We start from the raw sequence: 26,732 nt of genomic DNA on the forward strand, positions 1-26,732 counted from the left end.
ACCACTCCTTCCACCTTGACAAACAAGCAGTTTATTCTAACCTCCAAAGATTAGAGTAAGTTAGTCACTGACTATGCCATATCTGCGTTTTGCCAGGGTAACACGTCATTGGTGCGCTACAGTTAGTAGGGCCAGGGACAGCTTATGACCAGGAAGCAGCTCAGACAGGTTCCACCTGCACTCCTTTTTTCCTCCATGCTTTTAGTCAGTTCACAAAGCGCGGCACAAGGTGATGAACTGGATACATTCATGGAGCTAAGCTTAGAGGACTTACTTGATGTCACCGTGTCATCGGCCTCCGGCATTGAAGAAACACTGCGAGATGCCCCGGCTGCTATGGTGATCATTACCGCCGCGGATATCAGACAACGCGGTTACACAAGCATTGATGAAGTGATCCTGGATCTGCCCGGCTTCGATAGCACAGTCACCAATGGTAATGGCGGAGTGATCACCTATCAGCGCGGCTACCGTACCCCCCTCACCCAGCGCACACTGATGCTGGTCAATGGCATCGTCGATAACCACTTGTGGTATCACGAAGCCACCTTGTCAAAAAATTACCCGCTGTCAAATATAGCGCGGATAGAAGTGCTATATGGCCCAGTTGGCGCTGTGTATGGCCCCAATGCATTTTTGGGGATCATAAATCTGGTTACGTCCGACGCCGACAAGACTCATCAGGGTGATGATTTTTTTAAAGTGAATATTCAGTCGGGCAGCTACGACACACAGAGCATTGATATTGCCGCAGGTGGCACCCATAACAAGCTGACCTATAACTTGTCTGCTAAATACTACTCAAGTGATGAAGCCGACATTGACGATCTGGCGCCCTGGGGTTTTGTCAGCAATGAATTATTAAGCAACCGGGATATATGGGGACCCGTTATTTATGACACCGCATTGTCTGCCAATTGTGCAGCCGACGGCTGTCCTCACAGCTCCAAATACAATGATTTTGGTGCCTACCACGACCCACAACGGGAATGGGGTATTCTTGCTGATGTCGGGTTCAAGAACCTGACGCTGGGGATCATTGAATGGGATATGCGCCACGGCTGGGGGCCGCAATATCCCCACGACAGAGCACAGCCGGCGGCGCAGTGGTATCGCAACTCTGAACAATATTACCTGCGATATGCAGGGTCTTTAAAAGATAAAGTACAGGTAAGTACCCTGTTGCTGAGCAGGCAAAGTGGCAATGGGGGTTACTGGGTTGAATCCTTTCCAGGCTCCAATGCGCTGAGCGGCCCGAATGTGGTCTCAACCTTGACCATTTCACACTGGCGAACCAGTAATAAAAGTTGGTTGTTTAAGCAAGATTATGAATTCGATTACTCTGAGCAGCTAAAGATCAGCGGCGGCATTAAATTTGAAGACAAAGAGCTCACTAAAGCCTATGATGCCTGCGGTTATTTTGCCGAAACCTTTTGCTCATCAGATACACCAGAGACCGCCGGAGATGGCGTTGCACTCAATACAGACAGTACCATCAACATTCAGCCAGACACGCTCAGCCGAATGCCGGACGAAAACCTGGCCAGTCTGACTGACCGAGGCGCGTATATTCAGGCCATCTGGAATGTCAATGACTGGCGAGTCAATGCTGGGGTGAGATTTGACAAAAACAGCTTATACGGCAGTACCACCAACCCCAGAGCGTCTGCCATTTATTTTCTCTCAAACAAATCAACAATTAAGCTGCTTTATGGCACCGCCTTTCAGGAACCAGCCCCCATACAACTGTGGGGCGGCTGGAGCGGTCGTGCTGCCAACCCAAACCTGAAACCCGAAAAGGCGGAAAACTTTGAACTCATTTATATGTATCAGCAAGACAACTGGCTGCATGACTTGTCTCTGTTTACTGCCAGATACGATGACGTCGTAAAAGAAGAAGCCGAAAACGCCGGAAAGCGCAGCACTTATGGTCTGGAATATCGCGGTAAGTTTGAGTTCAGCAACTTTATTACGGGTGCTGCCAATATTTCCGGCTACCTGTATTACACCCATACAAAAACCAAAAGTAGTGTCAGCTACGACCACTCGCTGGGCCTGTGGGTAGGCGAAGGGATCGAAAATTGCCAGGACATTGCAACAAATCATACGCTATCTTACAACCCCTGCCAGGATATGAATGTAGAGCTTGGAGATATCGCGCCACACAAAATCAGTACCGGGCTCAATGTACCGGTCAGTGAGGCGCTTAATATCAACGTCAGGGCCAACTGGATCGCCAGTAAACCGCTGTATTTGAGGAACACACTGCGTGCCAAAGGCAGGGAAAATGATGCCTATTTAACGGTAGACGCCAATATCATTTACCGGTTCGAATCGTTAGAAGTGGCATTTAAAGTAAAAAATCTCTTTGATGAAATCTATTACCATTCGGGCGCGGAAGCCGCCGCGAGTGGCGATGATTTTGAGCAGCGTTCACAGGGCTGGGCTAACTCCCTCATCCCTCAGCCAAAACGTAGCTTTATGCTGTCGGTGAGTATGGAGTTTTAGTTGAGTTTGCATTGTTAATCTGTTCGCTTGTAAAGTCGAATTTGTGACGTTTAATTTTAACACTCGGTGTTTTTCAACCTGGAATTGCACCCGTTTCAAGTGGCTGTTCATTTAGCTCCGCCCTCTAAGCGTCATTAACGCCATACTCTCTTTTTATACGCCTGAGCGCTACTTCATCAATTGCTCAAGTTTTTTTTCCTCTTGGTAAGAGAATGTCACGTAGCCAATTGGTACGTCAGTAGCCAAACTGTTGATAATGTAACCAGCACTGTCAGCACCAAAGCCACCACACAGTTCAATAACTTGAACTCCACTTCCTATCATCTCTTTGGCTACGACAATCGCTTCTTCATCACTACTCACACCAACCACCTGAGTCGAAAATTCTGGCACATTCAAATCCGCAGAATCACGGAGATGATCATAGCCATCAGCCTTTACGATAAAACCATAACGCTTAATCACATTTAATCCTTAAATCTAGTTCTCGACTGACATATAACACCCGAACCTCAGGAATTCTCAAATATTCATATTTATAATCAATGTAATGGGTACGCACTGCATTGTTTAATCTAATTTATTTCGCCAAAAACTAACCAGATAACAACACCCCGCGTGATAACTCCATTCTATACGATAACATCATTTTCAGAGACCCTCAGCAAGTTCAGCTTGGCAGTTGAAACTGCCCAGCAAAAGTACGCCATTTTCATATGGATGTCTCGGTAAAATGGGCCGCATAAATGCTTGGCCCAAATGAGCGGCGAAGGAGCACGAGCTAAGCGTTTTGCGTCCTGTTGAGTAACTTACAAGTTATCGATTTCTTGCGCATATCTATAGGAGGTCTTGGTAAAGCCTATATTTTCATAATATTGCTGCGTAGCTTGACGAACGATGGATGTTGTTACTTCTAATTTTGAACAAAGTTGTTGCTTGCTCAAACCTTTTGCAAAATCAATTAACTGGCTTCCAACGCCAGTACCACGAGCATTTTGATCAACAACGATTGCTGTAATTCTGCAAATTTTTTCTTGAGACGGAAAGTAATCGAAATAAATAACGCTCATTAATCCAACAACTTTATCGCATATTTTAGCAATGTAAATTTCATCACTTCTATCGGTTTGAGCTAATACTCGCTTTAAGTCTTCCAACGTACTTTCATAGCCAAGCTGAGAAAGTAGTTTTAGCGCTTCACTAGCATGGCCAGGCTCCGCTTTCATTATTTCAATTTTACTCATATTTTTTACCAGACGCTTTAGTATTCATGCGTACGCTGTACACATAATCGCTTTCTGAGCTGGGCTGCTACCTGCACGCCGTATCCGGCTGATGTGGTTTATACTTTGGGCGCTCTACTTTCGACCGCTCTACTTTCGACGACACCCACCCGTAAATTCTCAGCCTAATTGTGAGCAGTTTGGCCGTTTCAATTTAGAACATAGGATAGCAAAAGTACGCCATATTTAGGTGGGTGTCGCCTATTTCCTTTTCCCATTTATAAAATGTACTTTGCCCAATTCCGTGTTTTCGGCAAAGATCTGGAACCGATATACCCGATTCGGCTTCTTTGATCATGGCAACAATTTGTGACTCGGTGAACTTGCTTTTTCTCATCGTAAAACTTCCTTCTTCTGTTAATGGAAATTCTACTCAAGAGCTGTTGCAGTTTATGGGGGAGTTACAGGTGTCGCTTGTTTTTGCTTGTTTTTTGGGCTCGGAACTCATTTGGGGCGCTGAACAATCAGTTAAGCCCGGATATATGTCAGAGCAACACATTTATAGCGAACTGGACCAAACATCAGGCGTGGCAACACGGGTAAAATAACGAACGAGATAACGAGAATTCGCTATCTTGAAGACCTACTCGGCTTGACATCTCTGAAGCGTCCATATATGTCGCTTGTTTTTTATGCATGTAATAAAACTATGGATAGATCGTTACCTCCCCATCAGTGTACGAACTCTTTATGAAACTATAATCTGGAAATAATTTCTTAAGCTCTGAAATTGCGGATTCGCTGACATTAGCTTCTGTCTTTACCGTTCTTTGTCTTTTTTGGAAGTTGTCACTTTTAGTGATGGGAATAAGAGAAAACTTAGATAGAGTATTTTCTATTTTAGTGACATCTTGCAGCTCTTCGCTTTCGTGTAAGATCCAATAAGTATAGGGCGAGAGAATAGTCCTGATTCTTTGCACATCTAGATCATCACCTCTCCGAATCGTATTAGTAATGTCTTCGCTTAGCTTTTCCTTTTCTTCACTCAATCGAGCAATTTCATTCTGGGCTTTAGCTGTCAATGCGGTCAGCTTTTTCTTTTCTAATTCGTTAATGTTTAGGGCACTGCTCAGCTCATTGATCTCTGCCGCCAACTTTTCTAGCTCTAGTTTTTGTTGTGCCAGGTTTGCTTTTGACTGCTCCTGTTGATTTTGAAGTTGCGCGTTTACTGCAATAAGTTTTTCTGCTTGTTTTTCCGCTTCAATTTTTGATTTTTCTAATCTTTCTTTTGCTTTTTCCAAGTTGGATTTTTCTTCTGACAGCTTTTTGACGTTTGCCTCATGGGTTTTTGCTGTGATTTCGGAAAGCTCAGATTTGGCTGAGATTATTGGTTGTAAATATACGATAAGCCAAGCAGCTAAAAGTCCCGCCGCTACTAATCCACCAACAATCCCCTCAATCAGAAATCTTCTGGCTCCAACATGCGATTGAAGCCTTCTTTCAATTTCTTGTGATTCCAGTTGCAGTTTATCTATTTCAGCTTGAAACTTTTGTTTTTCTATCTCTTCCATACGAAATATTTACCAAAAGTGGGTTTGGTTAAAATGCATAACGCCCGCATAAAATGCGGATAATGCTTGGCTATAATTAGCGAAGAATGAGCGCCAGCCAAGCGTTTTACGTCATTTTTGATGCGTTTGTTATAAGTACATTACTCAGAGTGCTTTTTGTATAAAGCTAACTTTGAACTTTCTAACTGACTCAAAAGCACTTCTTTCATTTTGCTTTGACTTATGCCTATTTTGTTCTCTTTAAACCTTACACTATTTACTCGAATTATGAGTTCTGCACTTTTATCTTGTTTAGCGACAAACTCAGGAAATTCAAAAGATATTACACATGTTCCACTATAATTAATAAAATCAAATGTATAAGAAGCTTCTATCCTGTGCATTTGAATGTTTTTATGTAACCTTTTATTTTTAATGAAAAATGTGGAATGTAGCTCTTTACCTTGAATTTCTAAGTTACTAACTTTTTCTTGCATCCAAGAAATTTCTTCTGGAAGTTCTAGGGATGTATCAGGGCTAAAGCCAATATCCTTAGTATCTTTGAAGTAAAGCTCGTTATTTATTTGCTTTTGACTCAACTCTTGTAAGAACTTAATTCTTTTTTCATTAGTGAAATCAGAAAACCTTATCTTTTTCACTTTTTCTTCATTTTTAACGTGACCCGATTTCTTTAGAAGTCCAATCACATCAGCGGCTATTTTATTAGCCACCTCCTTTGTTTCATCTGACGTATGAGACAAACTGATATTAATATCTAGAGCATCTCCATCTTTTTTTAGTTTAACTTTTCCACTAAATTGAGTCGTATTCTTATTCCAACTTTGAGTGTAGTCATATCGTTCTACACTAAAATCTAACTCAATATTGTTAGGATCGTTATCTATGGTCTTAAAGCTTGGATTCCCCAAAACCTTATAGTTCGCAAACTCTTTTTTAGTAATTTGGTTTACATTGTAACCTAATGGTATTGCATCAATTAAATTTACATCTACTGCTTCACATTTAATTGATTGTGTCTGCCTTTTGGGGTTAGCTTCTCTTACCTTTAGGTTTTCGTTGAGTTCAATTAACTCTAAGGGGGTTATTCCTGTCCGCACTAAGATAGGGATATATGAACTTTTCTCTTCTACAGCAACAAAAATCCCTCTCCTACGAACCAATCCTCTAAGATCTGATTTAACTACGCCTGAATCATTTAAGAACTCTCTTAGTGAATCCCCAAATGGTAATAGGTATTTTTTATTCATTTATTAAATTCCTAAAATCAGAGCTATAAGACTTTACAACTACATTAAGCGAACTTTTAGTGTCCTTTTTTAAACGTTTTGCTCTTTTTAAGATTGGGTCATGTTTCAAAGGGTCGTATTCTGGAAAAAGGAAAATAAAGTCACCGGTGAAATCTTGTGAAACGTCACTGGCCAAATACAAGAGTCGATTAATAGCTTCTTCGGAAAAATCTTCTCTACTAGACAAACAAAATGATACTTTTTTTGTCTGCTTATCAATTATCCTGAATGGTAATAAATTTGAAGTTAAATACTCAACAGGCATGATGCTTCCGTATTTATCAATATCAGGATCTTTAAAGTTGGAGGAGCTAAATGCATAATGAAAGTAACACTCATAGTTTCTGTAATTATTACGAATATAATTCACAGAATCGTAAATGAATTCTGCACGACTATTATCAACAACATGTACTGTTGAGAAGTTAAGGCTTTTATCTAAATTTATATTTGCAATTTTACTTATAACATCTTGGTCTGACTCTTTATGGTTACTTAGCCAAAAGAGAACTCCAACATCACTAGCTTTATTAATCCCTGACATTTCATAATCTTCGTTATTAGACGACCTCAAGTCAGACTTCATAAAGCACTCTACCGTTTGGGCTAAGTCTTTTAAATGCTCTTTAAATTTTGATGATGGGTTGGCTGGGTAAGGATCATTTGTATATTTGACCGATAATACTATATTTTCGAGTGTGTAATCTTGGAGTTGAGATCTAAATGAATGGAATACATCGATACCATGAGTTGTTCTATTCTTTTTTGCACTTGCTCTTTTATGTTTTTCTGGAAAATGACAACTTATTGATTCATCGTCTAGAAAATTATCCCAACCTATAATAGTTAGAAATTCAGAAACAAGCTTTTCTCCTTTTTCACCAATTTTTCTTGATAGCTCACCCATAACTTTCCTTAAACTTATTATTCAAATAATATCGAACAGGCCAAATTGTACTTATAACGCTTTAGTATTCATGCGTACGCAGTACGCATAATCGTTTGTTGAACTGGGCCGCTACCTGCACGCCGTATCCGGCTGGTGTGGTCTATGCTATGGGAATTTGCTTTTGATGAGTAACTTCTGTTCTGAACCGTTTGTGACTTAAACCGTTACAACCTGACTCATTCCCTGCCTAAACAACGTTATTTATGCCTATTATTAGACCTACTTTTTTCCTATTTGGCAAGGTGTTGTGATTTCGACACAACATGACTTACTCCCCCTTGCATGTTGCATTGGCACAGTCGCTTTACCGCTATATTCATTTATCAGGCAACCACGTCGGGTCGCTATCTCGTTCGCTCTGAGTCTCCTTCTCGCCAGCTACCTTCGTGCCCCTTGCACTTCTCAACCAGCAACACCAGCATCAAGCACACTCGCCCAGTTTGGCAACACCTGCACGGCCAGCTTGGTGGACTTGTACAAAGCGCTTCGCTATCCTCGGTTGGCAACCTCCTTGCCTCGCTGCCACATTGATTACGTATTATCACCAGTTTCTTTACTCTGCACGCGTTTGCCAGAAATCCATAGTGCCGTATTCTCATAAACCCGCTTGGCAACACATTAAGGTTTCCATATTTTCAATTAGCAGACCACTATAAGCAGGCTCAACTTGGATATACAAGGCTATTGGACCCTTTTCTGCATGTCAGTTCAGGGCAACAAAAGTATGCCATTTTTAGGTGGGTGTCGCCTATTTCTATCGCCCTTGCGCTTTGTTAGCCACTCTCTGCCAGCCATGCTTCAAACGTTTCAGTTGATTGGTTAGTCAGCAATTTGGAAAACGCTTCCTTATTACCGTTATATAGGCAGTGCCTAATAACTGTATAAGGATTCAATTTATCATTTGGGTAATTATTTTCGAAAAACTCCTTATATCGCTTTACTAGTGAGATATTCTCTCGCATATAGAAATTGAATTTTCCGCGAGTTATATCCGGCTTCAGAGACACAATTTCTTCGGTGAACCCGTCTACCTTATGGGGCTCGAACTCAAAACCGTTAAAAAAGTGCTGTGCGATCTTCAAAAAGCTGAAAGCGTTTAAAGGGGAAATTGTAAACCTAGGTGCTTCTTCACCCGATTCAACTTGATCGGTTTCCTGAGTGATTTGTTCTTGAGTGACGTCTTCCGCCCTTATACTTTCTTCTGTGGCATTTCGGATTTCTCTGAATTCCCTATCCGCCACTTCAAATAGCGCAGCTAGAGAGTTAATTCGTCTTTTAAGGTAATTCGGTATGGATTTTTTGTACTTTATCTTATGATCAAGAACGCTCCATGAGTCCTGTATTATCGTTCGTATTTGAACCTCAAACTGGAAATCTGTGAACTTCGAATATTCAGGAAGTCCCTTTCTTTGTTCATTTAATTTCAGGTCCAAATGGAGACCTTTATAGCCGAAAGAGTTTTCGGTATTTTCGATCTGTGAAATCTTATCAGTTATATCAATAACATCGAAATGCTCGCACAAAAGATCTTTAATTTTGACTATATCATCCTCATAGAGGCAAACTACTCGCAAGCCTATTAGGTCTGTGATGTGATCTATAATCTGATATTCTTCGCCTTTTGATTCAAGATCTGTTCGATATTTTCTACTGAATTTTTTTACGCATTCGTCCCGATCTTTTACCCGGCCTTCAATTTTTGACAAAGCAATATCGCTGGCGCTTCTGATTAGGGAATTCACTAGAGTGATAAATGAACTCTTTGCTCCATCAAATAACCCACTATTTTCGTTGTAATAATCTCGGAAAATTGTCTTTTCCGTCTCAAAATCCAAAGATGGCATGTATTCTCCCTGAAGTATGTCTAACGCCAAGCTCACCGGCACAATCTGCGGAGAGCGTTTTTGTGTAAAATTGGAGCGCAGCGACATACACAAAAACGAGCGTAGCAGTATGCGTCCGTGTGCAGATTTTTGTTAGGTTTATACTTGATAGCCAGCACCTCTGAGCTCTACCAATAATTGCTGCTTCCATTCCCCCGCATGATCCATTGAAACGTAAACTACACCACTAATATCATTTGGGGTTTCTACGCTGCCTTTTACCACTGCGGAAACCCTAGCTCTCCCAAGTTTACCAATTAGAAAACCATGTTCAAAAACGACATTTTGACGTGCTCTATAATTACCCGTTAGGTCTCCAACTTTAGAGCCTATATCGCACGGTGTATACAAAACCACGCCAAAGCCGACATTTGAATAGTGCTCTATTTTTTCAATAATAGTTCGCCCCGAGCTCGCTTGCTGATGAAGAATTATTGGCTGCAAGCCTAGGCTTGAAACGAATGCCGACATCTCTAGCTTGGCAATATCGTCATGACCATGAACTATAAACACCTGAGATGTATTAAAGACACCAGGAGGGGTTGGAATTACAGGAGGATCAAAGCTTGGTTCTTGGTTGGAACCCCATTTAGAAGCATTTAATTGTTGTTGGGTGACATAGCCTTTTCGTAACAAGATTTCAAATAGTGGCTCATCTTTAATTGCCCAGTGAGTCCGCGATAGTTCCCAACTACCAAGATCAATATCAACTCTCAAAGCCTCAATAGCACCAACTGGTAGGCTCGGTAAAGCATGATCAAATTCAAAATCGAACACAACCGAATTCTGTCGAAGACGAATATTTTTTACGTAGCCTATTTTAGATTCTACTGACTCGTTTTCTGTAACGAAAAGAGTAGGAAAACTTTTTAGCTCTTCAATTGCACTTTCACTAAAAAATTTGTATCTCTCACTAATCTCATCAGCAGTATATTCAATTGCCACACGGCTTCTATCAAGCTCGTGAGGGCTGCTGTCCCAACTTTCCGGATCATATGAGATTATTAGATTAAACAATTTTAAGACCTTCTTTGGTTAATATTATGAACTTCGCGAAAATCTAACGCTTTAGTATTCATGCGTACGCAATACGCATAATCGTTTATTGAACTGGGCCGCTACCTGCACGCCGTATCCGGTTGGTGTTGTTTATGTTTTGGGGATTTGCTTTTGATGAGTAACTTATGTACTGAACCGTTTGTGACTTAAACCGTTACAACGTGACTCATTCCCTGCCTGAACAACGTGATTTATGCATATCATTAGACCCACTTTTTTCCTATTTGGCAAGGTATTGTGATTTCAACACAGCATGGCTTACTTCCCCTTGCATATTACATTGACAGAATCGCCTCACCGCTATTTTCATTTGTCAGGAAAGCACATCGGCTCGCTGGCTCTGTTTCTCCCTGTCGCAAGCTAGCTTCTCGCTTGTTTTATACTTCTGTCAGCGTTTAGAAAGGCCCAAACAACGTAACACCTCAAACAACACGGCGCTCCCCAGAAGCCTACTATTTTAAGTCTCCACACATTAAAAAGCCCGACTAAACTAGCCGGGCTTTGTAACTCATAAATATCGTGTCGGATTAATCGCGCGTAATGCGGATCACCGGGCGTTGCTGGCAGGTTTTCCCTAGCAAACAACTTAATGCATCGCGCACGGTGTCGACGCTAAAGTCGAGCAGTTTAACCTCAGGTGCTTTGATGCGGCCGTTGCTGACGTCATCAAGTAACTGGCGTCCCATAAAGCACAAGTGCTGCTGGGCGCACAGGCTGTTCGCCATCCAGGCGCCGGCGACTGAGACCACACCAATGTTGGGTGCTTTCTCAAACAGCAGCTCTTCGGGAATGGTGCCAAAGCCATTAAGACAGGCAATGCGACCGCAAAACCGCAAGTGGCGCAGGTCATCCAAAAAGGAGTCGCCGCCTTGTGTATTCAGGATACAGTCAAAACCACCTGGCCCCATCTCGCGCTTTATCTGTTCGCACACCGACTCCGACTCACAGTCGAACACCCAGTCTGCACCGAGTTTACTTAGCCTTTTGTGGTGTTCTTTCTGCGCGAAAGCAAACACCTGAGCACCGCGCTGTTTGGCGTATTGCACGGCAAAATGGGCCACGGCGCCTTGCGCGCTGTTGATGGCCAGCGAGTCGCCGTCCTGCATCTGCATTTTATCCAGAGCCAGCAGTGCCGCCATGCCCGCATTGGGTAGTGACACCGCCACCTTGCCACTCATGCCATCGGGTACTTCCGACACCGCGTGGCTGGGCACAACCGCGTATTCTTTCAGCATCCCCTGCTCTGCCAGGCTGGCATTAAACAATACCCGGCTGCCTTTGGGAGGAAATACGCCTTTGGCAGCTGAGACCACAGTGCCGACGGCATCCAGTCCCAAAATGTGCGGGTATTGCCACTGGCAAAATCCGTCTTTCGCCATCCGTGCGTCCAAGTGATTCAAGGCCACATAATCAATGGCAACCAGTAACTCGTTATCTCCCGGCACTGGCATGGTGTGCTCTGCCATCGCTAAGTCAAACTCAGCGCCACATTGACGCAGCTCCAGCGCTCGCATGGTGGTTTTTTCGACTGACATGGGTGCATATCTCCACATTTCGGCCCTTTTGAGGCCTGGTTGCCCATAACTTCAACTATCCAGTTATGGGCAAAACTTCGCAATTGTTGCTATTAAACCATCTTGGTCTCTGTCAAACAACTCAATGTTGTGACAGGTGTTTAAATCCTGTTAACGGCTATTTTTCAATCGCAGGCTCGCTTGCGCTGTCTTTTGAGCCTTCCTTTGCGCTTTCGTTTAGCGTAAGCAGACGATAAAACACGGGTGTAAAGAGCAAGCCAAATACCGTTACCCCAATCATGCCAAAGAACACCGCATTACCCATTGCCTGACGCATCTCAGCACCTGCGCCTGACGCCAGTACCAGAGGGACCACACCGGCTGTGAACGCAATCGATGTCATCAGGATAGGACGCAGTCGTAAACGACATGCTTCCATGATGGCTTCCAGATGCGTTGCACCGGATTTATGCTTATCGCGGGCAAACTCGACCATCAGAATCGCGTTCTTCGAGGCCAGTGCCACCAGTACAATCAGCGCAATCTGGGTGAAGATATTATTGTCACCGCCCAGCATGTACACACCCGCCAGCGCAGAGAATATCGTCATTGGCACTATCAATATTATGGCCAGTGGTAAACGCAGGCTCTCGTATTGGGCTGCCAGCACCATGAAGACCAGTACCACTACCAGAGGGAACACATACACCATGGTATTGCCCGCCAGAATTTGCTGATACGTTACCTCAGTCCATTCATAGCTGATCCCTTCCGGTAAACTCTCAGCCAGTACCGATTCAATCGCTTCTTTGGCCTGATCTGAGCTGTACCCCGGCGCCGGGCTGCCGTTCAGTTCTGCGGTCATATAGCCGTTATAGTGCATCACCCGATCCGGACCTGTGGTGGGTGTCACCGTAACTACGGAGCCCAGAGGCACCATGTTGCCGGCGGCGTTACGCACTTTCAGGTTGTTGATCTGCGATTGCTTAGCACGAAATTCAGCATCGGCCTGCGCTTTGACCTGATAAGTACGGCCGAACAGGTTAAAGTCATTCACATACACAGAGCCCAGGTAAATCTGTAGTGCATTGAACACCTCATCCAGCGGAATGCCCTGCAATAGTGCCTGCTCACGGTCAACGTTAATGTCCATTTGTGGCACCTGAATGCGGAAGCTGGAGTACAGACCCGTCAGTGCCGGATGTTGTTGTGCCTGACCAATGGTGGTCTGAAGCGCCGCAAACAAGGCTTCGAACCCTTTATTACCTCTGTCCTGAAGCTGTAATTTAAAACCACCTGTGGTACCCAGACCAAGAATTGGCGGCGGCGGGAACACCGCAACAAAGGCTTCATCAATTTGTGCAAAGCGCATGTTCAGCTGCATCGCAATCGCATGGGCTGACAGGCTGGGATCCTGACGCTCAGAAAAATCAGCCAGTGGCGTAAACACAATGCCGCTGTTGGTGCTGTTGGTAAACCCATTCACCGACAGACCCGGGAACGCCACGGTGTGTGCCACACCAGGTACTTCCAGCGCAATGGCCTGCATTTGTTTGACCACGGCTTCAGTTCTGTCCAGACTGGCCGCATCCGGTAGTTGCGCTACCGCAACCAGGTATTGCTTGTCCTGCTGAGGAATAAAGCCACCCGGCACTGAGTTAAACAGACCCACGGTTGAACCCACCAGCGCTAAGTACACCACACCTACGACCACACTCATGCGGATCAGCTTTTGTACCAGCTTCTCGTAACCCTGCGCCCCTTTGTCGAACATGCGGTTGAAGGGTTTGAATAACCAGGTGCCAAACAGTTTGTCGAGCACGCGGGTCAGGCCATCTTTCGGCGCATCATGGGACTTTAACAGCAAGGCCGAAAGCGCAGGCGATAAGGTCAGCGAGTTAAAGGCCGAGATCAAGGTTGAAATGGTGATCGTCAGGGCAAATTGCTTATAAAACTGGCCCGACAGTCCGGTTATAAAGGCCGTTGGAATAAACACCGCACACAATACAAAGGCGATGGCAATAATCGGGCCGGTTACCTCGGTCATGGCAATTTTAGTTGCCTCAAACGGGCTGTAACCGTCGGCAATATTACGTTCTACGTTTTCGACCACCACAATGGCGTCGTCCACCACAATCCCGATGGCCAGCACCAGACCAAACAGAGACAGCGTATTAATCGACACACCCAGCATCTGCATGATAGCAAAAGTACCAATCAGTGACACAGGTACGGCAATTAATGGAATGATAGACGCACGCCAGGTTTGCAGGAACACCACCACAACCACAACTACCAGTAAAATGGCTTCCAACAACGTCTGTATAACCGCATCAATTGAGCCACGTACGAATACGGTAGGGTCATAAGCAATTTCATAGGTCATGCCCGCCGGGAAGTCTTTCGCCAGACGCGCCATTGTCGCACGTACGTTGTCAGACAAAGCAATGGCATTAGAGCCCGGACGCTGGAATACCGGCATCGCCAGCGCTGGCTGATTGTCCAGCATAGCGCGCAGTGCATAGTTTTCCTGACCAAGTTCAACACGCGCAATGTCCTGCAAGCGTGTGATCTGGCCCTGCTCGCCCACTTTGATGATCACCTGCTCAAATTCATCAATCTGAGTTAAGCGGCCTTTTACATTCAGCAATACCTGAAACTGGTTCTCATCCGGTGAAGGCTGAGCGCCCAAAGAGCCTGCAGCCACCTGTTGGTTTTGCGCACGTAAGGCGTTAATCACATCGCCTGCTGTCAGGTTACGAGCCGCCAGTGCATCGGGGTTTAGCCACACACGCATGGAATACTTGGCACCACCAAACAGTTGTAGATCGCCCACTTCCGGCAAGCGCTTCAGCTCATCTTTAATATAGATGTCGGCATAGTTGGCCATGTAAGAGGTATCCTGCTGACCATCCGGAGACACCAAATGCACCACCAGGGCCAGGTTAGGTGACGATTTTTGCGCCGTCACCCCCAGGCGTTGTACTTCCTGTGGTAAGCGTGGCAGAGCATTATTCACCCGGTTTTGCACCTGAACCTGTGCCTGATCCAAGTCTGTGCCCAAAGCAAAGGTCACAGTCAGGGTAAGACGGCCATCGCTGGTTGCCTGCGATGAATGATACAGCATGTTTTCCAGGCCATTGAGTTCCTGCTCAAGCGGCGTTGCAACGGTCTGACCAATCACTTTGGGGTTGGCACCCGGGTAACTGGCGTTGACCACCACAGTCGGTGGGACAACTTCCGGGTATTCGCTGACCGGCAACTGAAACAGCGAGATAGCGCCGGTGATCACAAACACCAGCGAGAGCATGGCCGCAAAAATCGGCCTGCTGATAAAAAAGTGAGAAAAGTTCATAATGGCCTCTTAGTTTGCAGCGCTATGCTGAGTGTCGCGCTGTGCAATCACAAGACGGGTATCATCCAGGTTCAGCGTCACCATATTTGGGGTGATAGGCATGCCCGGGCCAACGCGTGCAGGACCATTGGCCGCGACTTTATCGCCTGCTTCCAGACCCGATTTAATCGCACGGAATGCTCCGTAGCGCTCACCCAGCTCTACCAGGCGGTATTGCAGCGTGTTATTGGCATCTACCGTGAGTACAAAGCGGTTTTTCAGATCCGTTCCAATGGCACGCTCAGGCACCAAAGGCATGGTGGCAGCATCAGCCGAGCCCAAAGAGATGCGCGCAAAGGCACCTGGTTTCAGGCCGTGTTGCTGCGCATCAAACACTGCACGTACGCCTAAAGTGCCCGTATTGGGGTTAATTTCGTTATCGATAAAATCAACCACGCCGGGCACAGATGCCCCACCATTGATACGCTGTAATTGCACGGTTACCGCATCTGTGGCATCAACACCGGCAAACTTGTCACTCCAGGTGCGCTCATCGACATCAAAGTAAGCATAGATCTGCTGATCTGAAACTATGGTTGCCAGCGTGGTTTCACCGGCGCTCACATAATTACCTTTGGTTACGATAGCACGCGAAATCACGCCACTGATCGGCGCTTCAACCTGGCTGAACTCCAGATCCAGGCGCGCTTTTTTCAGCTGTGCGGCGATAGCATCGCGGTTAGCCTGTGCCTGGCGCAATGTCGCCGCACGCTGCTCGGCAAGCTCGGTTGACATGGCTTTTTCAGCGACCAGTTGTTTGGCACGGCGTGCTTCGCTTTTAGCCTGCATTAAAGCCGCATCAGCGCTCACCAGCTGAGCATTCAGGGTTTCTACCTGCACTTCAAACGGGCGCGGGTCAAGTCTGAACAAAGTCTGGCCTTTCTCAATTCTTTCACCTTCTTTGAATGTCATCTGCTCTACCTGACCAGATACGCGAGGCTTAAGCACCACCCGCTCCGGCGCTTGCAAACGCGTGGTAAAGGTATGCCACGACTGAACCGGGGCCATTTTCACCTGCGCCACATCTATGGTCAGCGGCGGTGGCTGTTGTTGCCCTTCCTGTGCATTGGGCTGGCTACAACCGCTGAGCACCAAAGCAAGTGCGACCGCACTGAGTGTATAGCTAATTTTATTCATGACATTCTCCGACAGTATGAGTTGCTATGATGGTACGAAGAATTATCGTGAAGAAAAATGGTAGTTTTTTAAAAACATTAGTGCCAGAATGGCACCAATAAACTTTTCTTTGTATTGAAAGGACAGATTATGGATACCACCAGCCGATTGATTATGTTGCTCGAAGTTGTTGAGCAGGGGTCATTTTCTAAGGCAGCTGAGCTGAGAAATATTGACCGTTCAGTGATCTCCAAACAGATAGGCAAACTTGAAGAAGAGCTGGGTGTGCGACTGCTCAACCGCACTACCCGGTCATTTTCTCTGACTGCGGCCGGTGCAGAAATGGTAAAAAAGGCAGCCGATCTGCGCCTGCTGCTACAAGATACCGTGCAACTGGCAGAAAACTATCACCAGGAGCCAAGGGGCTTATTGCGTATTACCGCATCCAGTTACATTGGCAAATATTACCTGATGCCGGTGATCACCGACTTTCAAAAGCGTTTTCCTCAGGTCAGTGTTGAGATCCGCATGGACGACCGGGTCGTGGATATGATCTCTGAGGGTTATGATCTGGCGTTTCGGGTTGGCGAGCCCCGTGACTCTTCCCTAGTTGCCCGAAAAATAGCCCGTAACAAAATGCTGATCCTGGCCACACAGCGCTTTATTGACACCTATGGCGAGCCCAAATGCATGGCCGATCTGGCAGATTTACCCGCAGCGTCTTACAGCAGTTCACACCTGCGCTTTGAATCCATCAGTTACATCGACGAAGATGGCAAGCCGCAGGAGCAACCCATAACGCCAGTGTTTCGCTCCAATGATGCTGAGGCCTTGATAGCCAAAGTACTGTCGCACACCGCATTTTTTACCGCACCGGCCTTCTTCTTTGCCGATCATGCTGATACCGATCAGCTGGTGCCTCTGCTGACTGACGTCAACCTGCCCGATTATAGCGCTGTATATGCCGTATACCCGCACCGGGACCTGCCCGTCAGAACCCGCCTTTTTCTGGATGCCGCACGCCATTATATTGGCGAGCAAAAACCGCGCTGGGAGCGCAATATCCCCGACATTGACCAACTTTATCAGGCCAACAAAAATAATTTCAGTTAACGGGTATATTTCTACTCATACCAGATATTCAATAATGACAGCCGCAAAATAATACCTGAGAAGACATTTTGCGTGCTGTAACTCTTCATTTTGTTAGGTGCATACATATATTCAGAAAAAACTCTGCCCTGTATACATCAATAGTGTTATTTCAAAAAGAGTCATAGATATTCACCCAAGAAAGCACTTAAGCTCATATTCTTTATAGAAATAAAATCTCACATGGCGTTTTTACCCAAATGTTAACGAGAATCTTCAAGTCATTTTTTAGCCATATATATTGCACAGAGATGCCATGAATTTTTAGCCTCTTTGTCTTTTTTGGTTTCTATAGTACTGCCCCTGAAACAATTACAGAGTCAGGACTATGAAATTAAAATTACTAACACTCGCAATGCTTTGCGGCAGTGCCGCTTTACTCACCGGTTGTTCAGATAACGATAACAAAGTTAAGATCAAGCCACCGGCAAATGAGCAACAAACGGATGATGGCAAACAGCCTGCAGATGACAAACAACCCACTGACGATAAGCAGCCGACTGACGACAAGCAGCCCGAAGAGCCGGTGATTGCCCCGGGCACCCTGCTTGAACTGCGCGTGATGGAAACCACGGACCTGCATGCCAACCTGATGAATTTCAACTATTTCTCCAATAAAGAAGACAACAAGGTCGGGCTGGTCAAAACTGCGACCCTGATCCGTCAGGCACGTGATGCGGTGAAAAACTCCGTACTAGTAGACAACGGTGACTTGATCCAGGGCAGCCCGCTTGGCGACTACATGGCCAAAATTAAAGGGCTTAAAGACGGTGATGTACACCCGATTTATGGTGCTATGAATACCCTGGATTACGATGTAGCCAACATCGGTAACCATGAATTTAACTTTGGTCTGGAGTTTTTGGACGAAGCCATAGACGATGCCAGATTCCCTTATATCTCAGCCAACGTATTTATAGACGATGGTGACGATGACCCAAGCAACGATTTGTCGCTGTTCAGGCCTTATCTTATAAAAGAGAAGCTGGTTGTGGATAAAAATGGTGACACACAAACGCTGAAAATCGGCTACATCGGCTTTGTCCCGCCGCAAATTATGCAGTGGGACAAAGCCAACCTCGAAGGCAAAGTGATTGCCAAAGACATTGTCGACATGGCCAAGCACTATGTGCCTAAGATGAAAGCAGCCGGAGCAGACATTATCATCGCCATTCCACACTCCGGTCTGGAAACGGCAGAGAAGAAACCTTTGGCTGAAAACGCCAGTTACTATCTGTCCAAAGTCGACGGTATTGATGCCATTATGTTTGGTCATGCCCACGCCAACTTCCCGGGTCCGCGCTATGCCGGCCTGGAAGAACATGGTGTAGACAACGAAAAAGGCACCATCAATGGCGTTGCAGCGGTTATGCCAGGCTTCTGGGGTAACAATCTGGGGATCATCGACATGACGCTGGAATACGGCAAAGATGGCTGGCAGGTGAAAGACACCCAGTCGACCTTGCAGCCAATTTCTGTCACCAACGAAGACCGCACAGTCACATCTTTGGCGATTAACGATGCACAGGTCGAAAACGCGGCAATGGCCGCACATGAAGAAACCAAGACCTGGGTTAACGAGCCATTTGCTAAGATCTCGGATGAAGTAAACAGCTACTTTGCGCTCGTCAATGACGACCCGTCTATCCAGATAGTCACCGACGCTCAGCTTTGGTATACACAGACAATTGTTCAGGGCACTGAATTGGGTGAACTACCAGTCCTGTCTGCGGGCGCCCCGTTCAGAGCAGGTCGTGGTGGCTCTGATGACTTTACAGCGGTAGAAAAAGGTGACATTGCTTATCGCAACGTGGCCGACCTGTACATTTATCCGAATGTACTGAAAGTGTTGAAACTCAATGGCGCAGAGGTTAAACAATGGCTGGAAATGTCGGCCGGTCAGTTTAACCAAATTACGCCAAACAGTGAGGCAGTTCAGGTACTGGTTAATACCAGCTTTCCTTCTTATAACTTTGATGTACTGGATGGTGTGAGCTACCAGATTGATGTCACTGAACCTGCCCGCTACGACACCACAGGCAATAAAGTCTCTGATGGTAACCGCATTAAAGCCCTCACCTATCAGGGTCAGCCGGTAACAGACGAGCAAGTGTTCCTGGTTGCAACCAATAACTACCGAGCTTCAGGTGGAGGTAACTTCCCGGGGATCTCAGGCGAAAAAATCGTGGTAGATTCTCCTAACGAAAACCGTCAGGTTGTCGCAGACTACATTGCTTTGCAGTCAAACAAAAACCCTGAAACTGGCATGGACCCTAGTGCTGATGGCAATTGGTCATTTGCACCGGTGGCGGGTGCAAATGTTGTATTTTACAGCTCACCGTCGGACAAAGCCGCCGTATTCAGTGCACGCTTTGCCCACATCACACCTTTGAATAAAACCACTGATGACGGTTTTGCAATCTATCAAATCGATCTGACTCAGTCCGCGAACTGAGTGACAGAACGATAAACAATTTAAAAGCCACGCACTTGCGTGGTTTTTATATCACGCCGCAATCACAGGCAGTATGCGGCATTATCCTATCAACCTGCTGAACTGAACGTGCCATTTTGAGGCCAAAGGATTGTGTGCTTGCCAGGGAAACTTGGCTTTGCAGCGAGCTGACCCCAGTTTGCTATCCGGCTATTGATCGGGTGAATACGCTCATTTAGCAAAAGTAGTCAGGCTGGTTGATATTCACAACGGGAATTGATGATGAAACTAACTAAATTCACAGTCTTAGGCCTTGGTGTCACGCTTGCACTGGGTGCAACAACACTGCAAGCGGCAACACCTTATAACTGGAACAACACCGCACCGGTCAAAGTACCGAGTGCACAACAAAACAATGGCAAAACCATTTTATTCGACGTCTCGCACGGCGGCGTTGAAGGAAATGCCGACTGGGTGATTGACGGCGCCTTTTCTGACTTTGCCGATGCCCTGGTCGCTGAAGGTTACCGCGTTGAAGAATATCGCGGCGTCGATTTAAACAACGACGGCAAAATCCGCTTCTATGACGATCGCAACATCTCAACTCAGCTAAACGAAGCCATCATTACCTATGATGCCATCAAACATGCCGATGTCTTTGTGCTTGCTGAAACTAACCGCCCGTTCACTCTGGCAGAGCAACAGGCACTGGAAACCTTCGTGGCTGCGGGTAAAGGGATTTTCTTTATCGCCGACCATTACGATGCGGATCGCAACCTCAATACCTGGGATGCGACAGAGGTCTTCAACGGTTACAACCGCTCGGATCTGAGCAAATATAACCTGGGCGGCGTCTACGGTGACTGGCGCAATCCGAAAAGCGCACAACAAGGCTGGCTGGTTGAAAACTTCGGTATTCGTTTTCGCTTTAACGGCGTTGACTACAAACAAGGGGTCAGCGGTGTCGAGCCTGCTTCTCAGACCCAAGGCCTGACCCAGGGTGTTGCCCCTATCCTGATGGCTGCCGGTGCAACGCTGGCGATTGTCGACGGCCAAAAAGCCAAAGGCCTGGTTTACTTTGCTGAAACAGACAACCCGACTAAGTGGCGACACGCCAAAGACTCTGGCCTGTATTTTGGTGGCGAGGCCGAAGGCCCTTACGTTGCCATCGCTAAATCTGGTGCTGGTAAAGCAGCATTCATTGGTGACTCCTCCCCCATCGAAGATGCAACTCCTAAATATCGTCGACAGGACAACGGGAACACCAAAAAAACTTACCCGGGCTGGACAGATCCAGGTCACGCCTCTGTGTTATCAGTTAATATCATCAACTGGCTGGCTACACCTGAAAGCTACACTCATTTCGATGGTACCAATGGCCGCACACCGGGCCGTGTAACGCCGGTCCCCATGACCTCAGAGGAAATGTTCGACCCCAACAATGGACAACCCTGGAGCAACCCCAGCAATGGCTTTAACCCCTGGGATACAGACACCTACAAAGACAACGCGTTCAATGCACCGTATGGCCAGGGCCAGGTAGACCCAGATCCTGATCCGGATCCAACGCCGGGTACTGCGGTGTCAGTCGCTGACGCGCTGGCCGCCACAACCGGCACTGAGCTGGTTGTTCAGGGTAAAGTGACGGATGCCGTAAACGGTATTTATGGTCTGTTACTGACCGACCTAAATGACCCGGCTGTGAGCATCAATGTTAAACTGGAGTCTAATCAGCGCGCCGATTTCAACCCGCAGCTGAACCCTGAAATCCTGGGCAAAACGCTGCTGGTAACCGGCAAGCGTAACAGTTACATGGGTGAGCCGGGGATCCGTTATGTTACCGATCTGGTTATCGCACCCAGCGCACTATCGGTAGCTCAGGCACTGACCACAGCTCAGGGCGAAACCATCACCTTAACCGGTAAGGTCAAAGCACCACTCAACAGCATCTACGCACTGGTGCTGTCTGACTTATCTGACGACAGTACCACTATCAACATCAAGCTTGAATCAAGCCAGCGCGCCGAGTTCAGTCCGCAGCTGAACCCCAGCATTCTGGATGAGACTTTGGTTATCACGGGTAAGCGCGACTCGTACATGAGTCAGCCTGGGATCCGCAACGTGTCTGAGATTGCTAAGGCATCTGCAACCTCTCCAGACCCGGATCCAAACCTGGATATGACGGTCAGTGAAGTGCTGGCCAAAAGCAATGGCACACCGGTTGTGGTAGCGGGCACCATTACCTCAGCCATCAACAACATTTATGCACTTGAGCTGAGCGACCCAAACGCCCCCGGCAACAAGCTGTACATCAAGCTAGAGTCTTCACAGCGCGCGACATACAGCCCTCAGCTGAACCCGAGTTTGCTGGGCAAAAAGCTGCGTGTCACTGGCGTTAAAAATGACTATATGAGCCAGCCTGGTGTGCGTAACGTCACCACACTGACTCTGCTGGATTAAAGCAGCGATTCTAAAACCAGGCGACGTGTTTTGCGTCGCCTTCTTGATCACTCGTCTTCAGCAAGTGATTGGATGTCTTCAATCACCTCTTCCAGCTCAGACACCAGGCGCTTTTTCTGTTTTTCACTGAGACTCATATACACATCCAGCAGATATTGGTGGTTTGCCTGGCGATTCTTTACCTGAGCCTGGTTGAGTTGTTCAGAGCGGAACACCTCCGGGGCCATCAGTAATTCGGACAGTCTTGCTTTAAAAACATCGCCACGCTCAGACTGAGCAAACAAGGCTCTGAGCTCTCCCTGGTAACGCGTGCGATAATCTGTCCACAAGTCTGCGGTGCTGCTCTGTTGGTCGTACAATTGCGCAATCCGCGATTCCTGCTCGGCAGAGAGCTTGCCTATCCAGCGCTTGAGATTTTTTTCGCGCTCTCGCAACCAGCGCTTGTGTTTTTTCTGCTCTGAACGTTTAGCCCGTTTCTCAGCCCGCTCAGCTTCACCTTCGGCAAGTGCGTCAAAAAGCTCTTTGGCCTGCGTTTCACTCAGCATAGGCGCCATGTCAACCAGATCCGGCACCACTTTGCCACGTAAACGATACCAGTGCGCCAGCATCTGTGTCTGATGGTACTCAATACGCGCCAGAGTAATTTTGTCGTTCTCTATGTCTGATTTCAGCAAAGTAAGCTGCTCGGCATAGCGTGTCAATTCCTGTGTTTTATGCCATTCCAGCCAGGAGAGTAAACGCGTATCAAACTGCGCTTCCTGTTCATCGGTCATTGACACATAGTCGTCAAGATACCAGTAGCTCAGCCAGTCAGCATTTTTATAAATAAATTTTGTTGAGCAGCCGGTCATTGTCAGCAATGCCAGTACCATCAAAAGCTTTCTCATTGTCGTATCCATAGTCCGTGTTATTGGTCTCTTTAGTAAATACGTAAATTGTCAAAATGTGGACTAAAAAAGTGTCTGTAAATATTTCTTCCGTTACAAAATTTGCTCAATATTGAATTCTTAAGATAAGCCGATTTTTTCATAATCTGAGCTCTGCCCTGAACAGCGCCTTACCTACATACTGACGCCATACCATAAAAGACAAGAGGAACATTTATGAGCCACTGGAATGATGAACATGCGAACCGTTATGACGAGCAATGGGGCGAACTGGATTTCCACCAACAGATCCCTGGGCTTGCGGGCGTGCAATCTGGTTTCAATGTTGTTGAACTCGGCTGCGGCGGCGGATACCTGAGCGTATGTCTGGCACAATCTGCTGTAAATGTGCGCGTGACTGCACTCGACCCAACTGCCAAAATGATTGCGCTGGCACAGGCCCGACAACAACGAGCCGGACTTTCAAAGGCTCAGTTGCAATTTTTTGAAGCCGGTGCAGAGTCACTAGATGTGTCCGATAATACACAGGATTTAGTCGTAGCCGCATTTTCTGTTCACCACTGGCAAAGCCCGGCTCAGTCGATGGCATTGGTTTATTCAGCACTCAAATCCGGCGGCAAGATCTGGTTGTGTGAAGATCTGAATGCGCCGACAGAAGGAAACATAGAAGTTCACTCTGATCTGAAAGCCCTTGATGGTCTAAAATCACTCCTGCAGAACAGCGGTTTCGTGCAAATATCGCACACAGTTCACCGTAATCATGAGGGAAAATTTTTGATTGTTGAGGCGCTCAAACTTTAATACAAACGGTAAAAAAGTTGCCCGACCTTAACTGCGGGCAACGCTTATTACATCAAAACCAGAGAAAATACGCTCAGCCAAACTAACTGAGTCCAGTAGGACAAACGCTGGTACAAACCAGCACCGCGCTTGATGTGAAATGCTCGAATCAGTTTAACCGTGAAAAACAGTGATGCAAGGACCACCGTGACAGAAAAAACACGAAACCAGGGCGCGACCAGCTCTGAGTCCGGGCTGATGGCCACAAACACCGGTGCAAGCAGCAGGGTTAACATGACAACAGAACCTGCGGTTGAATGGATCAGGCAATGGCGACTGGGTGTGGTCGTATAGGGGTCTTTATCCATTGGGAAGTAACCTGCAAACCAAGTGCCTATACCATGAAACATGATCAGCACACCCGTGATATAGAATGCGATGCTGGCATTTGGCAGCTGAGTAACATGCCAGCCAAAGACCGTAAACATCACGCTTAACGGATAATTATTAATCCAGGGAGACAGCCTCTGAGTTGGGCTCCCCGCCGCCCCCAGTTCACTGCAAAACTGGTTAATATGATCATAGTTAGGATAAAACCGACCCGCAATATAAACGCCGCATGTGATCCAAACGGTCGCTATCAGGCCCAATAACGCTGCAAAAAATTCAAACATCCTCTTCCTCCTTGGTCCAGGCACAGCTATCGATGACGGTTAAGGCTTATCTTATTGTTCTGCACTAACTCAATAAAATTTGTATATTTAGTGCTAATAAAACGTACCTAAAAATGAATCAGATTGCAAACCATATGCGTTACTCGATCACAACGACTACACCGGCCCTGGCAGATAACCCATAAAAACAACTTCTTTTATATCATGAAGATATAGCTAGATAGTGATTTGATCGCTTTGTATTGTGAGTAAAATATAGACAGACATTAAGTAGATCACATAATATTAAACTTGTTCACATTCAATGACACTAAAACACAAAAAAGGTCATTGCCTGTGAAGGGATCAAGATAATACCAATTTGCTTAGTTAAGTGTTCTATTTGCTCCTTCAAATTGAACAGGTATTGAGTGAAATTGGTATAATACATGAAGGAAACTAACATGAAGAAGCTTATAACACTCTGTACCATTGCAGCGGGCATGTTCACACTCAGCGCTACAACTCAGGCCCGGGGCATCGACCCGGGAAATTTTCGCTACTATCACTTCCAGTGCCTCGATAGCAACCAAGTTCAGTTGTGGTTTAAAATTTCGCAGACTTACATCCCAAATTTGGGTGCTATATGTGAAAACGATGGCGGCAGACTCAAAGTGACCAAAGTATACTGGTAACAACACACAGCGAATTAGCCAGTACGATTCGGTTTGCAGTATGGTGACGGTTGACCATGTTACGTTACAGCTAGCCAAAACCACGCTGCTCCCATGTTCTGCTGCACTCTTACAACACCCTAAAGCTTGTTTAGCGACTTCAGGTTTATTTTTCATAGCCCGAAATAATTGTGGTATGCGCAACCGACGCATCAAAGTAGCGCGCTTTTACCTGCAGGTAGTCTTCGTCTGAGAAAAAGCGCTCAGACATTTCTTTACTTGGAAACTGGATCGTAAAGACCCGGTTGATTGGTTTATCCGTTTCAGATTGCAATACTTCGCTGACGACAAAATCGAACCCAAACCCACCCTGATAAACGCTCAAAATAGGCTTCATCGCAGCACGATATTGGGCGTACACCTCATTATCTGATACCGCTAACCCGACGAGATATTCATACATAATTATTACTTCTCTTTTTAAAATGTCCTGCCAATGTAGAAACTGACTCCGCCCGTTTAGCACATGGTATATTCAGCTGGCAGTGAAAAATCATACGGCTCATCAGCGAGCCACCTTGTTCTTGTTACTCACACGTTTTTGCCTAGTCAAATACGCCGCCCCCATTCCGCTGATAAAGCCAAAGATATGGCTTGAGCTGCTGGTCTGAGCGGAGAAATCGAGCAAAGTCGCTAAAAAGCTGATATTGGCATAATAAGTAAGCACCAGTAAGGCGATAAAACTGAGCACACCCAGTACGTTGCGATTAAACAATGCGGCACCAAGCAACAGGCCAAAATAGCCCATAACCAGACCGGATGCACCAATGTGATTGCCTGAACCTGCAAAGAGCCAGACGAGTAACCCGGTCGCAACCAGGATTAGCAGTGTCGCGCTTTTAAACTTGGGTAACCTCGCGGCCAGATAACCACTGATAGAGAGGCCCAGCAGATTACTCATTAAATGACCCCAGCTGCCATGGACAAAAGGCGCGGTGATGACACCACTCAGGTAATACTCATTATGTGGGATGATCCCGAGTCGACCCACCGGCAAGCCAATCACGCTCCCCAACAGCTGCATCGCAATCATCACAGCCATTGCGTATAAAACCAGCTTAAAATTGGGTGGAAAAACCAGCGCACGCGTACTCATTTATGTCCTTGTCATATTTCTGTTAGAAGTTGT

The 26,732-nt window shown here is 46.3% G+C and carries 21 protein-coding genes and 2 pseudogenes; 7 read left to right on the plus strand and 16 right to left on the minus strand.

Annotated elements, in window-relative coordinates; genetic code table 11:
- Positions 1 to 144: 144 nt before the first annotated feature.
- Positions 145 to 2,508, plus strand: coding sequence for a TonB-dependent receptor (locus MHN33_RS00845; RefSeq protein WP_239393270.1), 2,364 nt, complete (start codon positions 145 to 147; stop codon positions 2,506 to 2,508).
- A 168-nt stretch (positions 2,509 to 2,676) separates the two neighbouring features.
- Here MHN33_RS00845 and MHN33_RS00850 read toward each other — a convergent pair whose 3' ends face one another.
- From MHN33_RS00850 to MHN33_RS00860, 3 genes and pseudogenes are all read right to left on the minus strand, one after another.
- The gene (locus tag MHN33_RS00850) at positions 2,677 to 2,973 is read right to left on the minus strand and encodes a DUF6506 family protein (RefSeq protein WP_239393271.1); all 297 of its coding nucleotides are present in this window, start codon (positions 2,971 to 2,973) and stop codon (positions 2,677 to 2,679) included.
- Between the two features lie 344 nt (positions 2,974 to 3,317).
- Complete coding sequence (locus MHN33_RS00855; protein ID WP_239393272.1) at positions 3,318 to 3,752, minus strand: GNAT family N-acetyltransferase; 435 nt, start codon at positions 3,750 to 3,752, stop codon at positions 3,318 to 3,320.
- 253 nt (positions 3,753 to 4,005) lie between these two features.
- Positions 4,006 to 4,128 (minus strand): annotated as a pseudogene (locus MHN33_RS00860) (transposase); the annotation flags it as partial.
- Here MHN33_RS00860 and MHN33_RS00865 point away from each other — a divergent pair.
- Positions 4,088 to 4,339, plus strand: a complete 252-nt coding sequence (locus MHN33_RS00865; protein WP_239394999.1) for a hypothetical protein — start codon at positions 4,088 to 4,090, stop codon at positions 4,337 to 4,339. The pseudogene MHN33_RS00860 and the gene MHN33_RS00865 sit on opposite strands and share 41 nt — an antisense overlap.
- Before the next feature lie 99 nt (positions 4,340 to 4,438).
- Here the strand turns inward: MHN33_RS00865 and MHN33_RS00870 are convergent, their stop codons facing one another.
- The 9 genes and pseudogenes from MHN33_RS00870 to MHN33_RS00905 form a co-directional block, all read right to left on the minus strand.
- Entirely contained in the window at positions 4,439 to 5,302 is an 864-nt protein-coding gene (locus tag MHN33_RS00870) for a hypothetical protein (RefSeq protein WP_239393273.1), read from the minus strand.
- 140 nt (positions 5,303 to 5,442) lie between these two features.
- Positions 5,443 to 6,549, minus strand: a complete 1,107-nt coding sequence (locus tag MHN33_RS00875) for a hypothetical protein (protein ID WP_239393274.1) — start codon at positions 6,547 to 6,549, stop codon at positions 5,443 to 5,445.
- Positions 6,542 to 7,495 (minus strand): hypothetical protein, encoded by a 954-nt coding sequence (locus tag MHN33_RS00880; protein WP_239393275.1) that lies wholly within the window; start codon positions 7,493 to 7,495, stop codon positions 6,542 to 6,544. Before MHN33_RS00880 ends, MHN33_RS00875 begins: the two co-directional genes overlap by 8 nt.
- Positions 7,496 to 8,073: 578 nt before the next feature.
- Positions 8,074 to 8,160, minus strand: a pseudogene (locus tag MHN33_RS23980) (transposase); the annotation flags it as partial.
- 150 nt (positions 8,161 to 8,310) lie between these two features.
- Positions 8,311 to 9,381, minus strand: coding sequence for a RelA/SpoT domain-containing protein (locus MHN33_RS00885; protein ID WP_239393276.1), 1,071 nt, complete (start codon positions 9,379 to 9,381; stop codon positions 8,311 to 8,313).
- Positions 9,382 to 9,519: 138 nt separating this feature from the next.
- Positions 9,520 to 10,365, minus strand: a complete 846-nt coding sequence (locus tag MHN33_RS00890; protein ID WP_239393277.1) for a nucleotide-binding protein — start codon at positions 10,363 to 10,365, stop codon at positions 9,520 to 9,522.
- Positions 10,366 to 11,006: 641 nt separating this feature from the next.
- A complete protein-coding gene (locus MHN33_RS00895) occupies positions 11,007 to 12,014 on the minus strand; it encodes a zinc-binding dehydrogenase (RefSeq protein ID WP_239393278.1) in 1,008 nt (335 codons plus the stop codon).
- Between the two features lie 157 nt (positions 12,015 to 12,171).
- On the minus strand, positions 12,172 to 15,348 hold the full coding sequence (locus MHN33_RS00900) for a multidrug efflux RND transporter permease subunit (RefSeq protein ID WP_239393279.1): 3,177 nt from the start codon (positions 15,346 to 15,348) through the stop codon (positions 12,172 to 12,174).
- 9 nt (positions 15,349 to 15,357) lie between these two features.
- Complete coding sequence (locus tag MHN33_RS00905; RefSeq protein WP_239393280.1) at positions 15,358 to 16,524, minus strand: efflux RND transporter periplasmic adaptor subunit; 1,167 nt, start codon at positions 16,522 to 16,524, stop codon at positions 15,358 to 15,360.
- Positions 16,525 to 16,653: 129 nt separating this feature from the next.
- On the opposite strand from MHN33_RS00905, the gene MHN33_RS00910 reads away from it, so the two are divergent.
- The 3 genes from MHN33_RS00910 to MHN33_RS00920 all read left to right on the plus strand — a co-directional run bounded on the left by MHN33_RS00910 (position 16,654) and on the right by MHN33_RS00920 (position 22,549).
- Positions 16,654 to 17,616 (plus strand): LysR family transcriptional regulator, encoded by a 963-nt coding sequence (locus MHN33_RS00910; RefSeq protein ID WP_239393281.1) that lies wholly within the window; start codon positions 16,654 to 16,656, stop codon positions 17,614 to 17,616.
- Between the two features lie 367 nt (positions 17,617 to 17,983).
- A complete protein-coding gene (locus MHN33_RS00915; protein ID WP_239393282.1) occupies positions 17,984 to 20,110 on the plus strand; it encodes a bifunctional 2',3'-cyclic-nucleotide 2'-phosphodiesterase/3'-nucleotidase in 2,127 nt (708 codons plus the stop codon).
- A 261-nt stretch (positions 20,111 to 20,371) separates the two neighbouring features.
- Positions 20,372 to 22,549, plus strand: a complete 2,178-nt coding sequence (locus MHN33_RS00920) for a DUF6359 domain-containing protein (RefSeq protein ID WP_239393283.1) — start codon at positions 20,372 to 20,374, stop codon at positions 22,547 to 22,549.
- A 47-nt stretch (positions 22,550 to 22,596) separates the two neighbouring features.
- Here the strand turns inward: MHN33_RS00920 and MHN33_RS00925 are convergent, their stop codons facing one another.
- On the minus strand, positions 22,597 to 23,436 hold the full coding sequence (locus MHN33_RS00925; protein ID WP_239393284.1) for a DUF6279 family lipoprotein: 840 nt from the start codon (positions 23,434 to 23,436) through the stop codon (positions 22,597 to 22,599).
- A gap of 216 nt (positions 23,437 to 23,652) precedes the next feature.
- On the opposite strand from MHN33_RS00925, the gene MHN33_RS00930 reads away from it, so the two are divergent.
- A complete protein-coding gene (locus MHN33_RS00930; protein WP_239393285.1) occupies positions 23,653 to 24,237 on the plus strand; it encodes a class I SAM-dependent methyltransferase in 585 nt (194 codons plus the stop codon).
- Between the two features lie 47 nt (positions 24,238 to 24,284).
- Here the strand turns inward: MHN33_RS00930 and MHN33_RS00935 are convergent, their stop codons facing one another.
- The gene (locus MHN33_RS00935) at positions 24,285 to 24,890 is read right to left on the minus strand and encodes a DUF998 domain-containing protein (protein WP_239393286.1); all 606 of its coding nucleotides are present in this window, start codon (positions 24,888 to 24,890) and stop codon (positions 24,285 to 24,287) included.
- 443 nt (positions 24,891 to 25,333) lie between these two features.
- Here MHN33_RS00935 and MHN33_RS00940 point away from each other — a divergent pair, with 443 nt between their 5' ends.
- Positions 25,334 to 25,564, plus strand: a complete 231-nt coding sequence (locus tag MHN33_RS00940) for a hypothetical protein (RefSeq protein WP_239393287.1) — start codon at positions 25,334 to 25,336, stop codon at positions 25,562 to 25,564.
- Positions 25,565 to 25,709: 145 nt separating this feature from the next.
- On the opposite strand, the gene MHN33_RS00945 is transcribed toward MHN33_RS00940, so the two are convergent.
- Positions 25,710 to 26,006: a DUF1330 domain-containing protein gene (locus tag MHN33_RS00945; protein WP_275442338.1), complete on the minus strand. Its 297-nt coding sequence runs from the start codon at positions 26,004 to 26,006 to the stop codon at positions 25,710 to 25,712.
- Between the two features lie 102 nt (positions 26,007 to 26,108).
- Positions 26,109 to 26,699 (minus strand): rhomboid family intramembrane serine protease, encoded by a 591-nt coding sequence (locus MHN33_RS00950; protein WP_239393288.1) that lies wholly within the window; start codon positions 26,697 to 26,699, stop codon positions 26,109 to 26,111.
- Between the last annotated feature and the right edge of the window lie 33 nt (positions 26,700 to 26,732).

The sequence above is a fragment of the Pseudoalteromonas sp. OOF1S-7 genome, assembly GCF_022347765.1.
Taxonomy (GTDB): domain Bacteria; phylum Pseudomonadota; class Gammaproteobacteria; order Enterobacterales; family Alteromonadaceae; genus Pseudoalteromonas.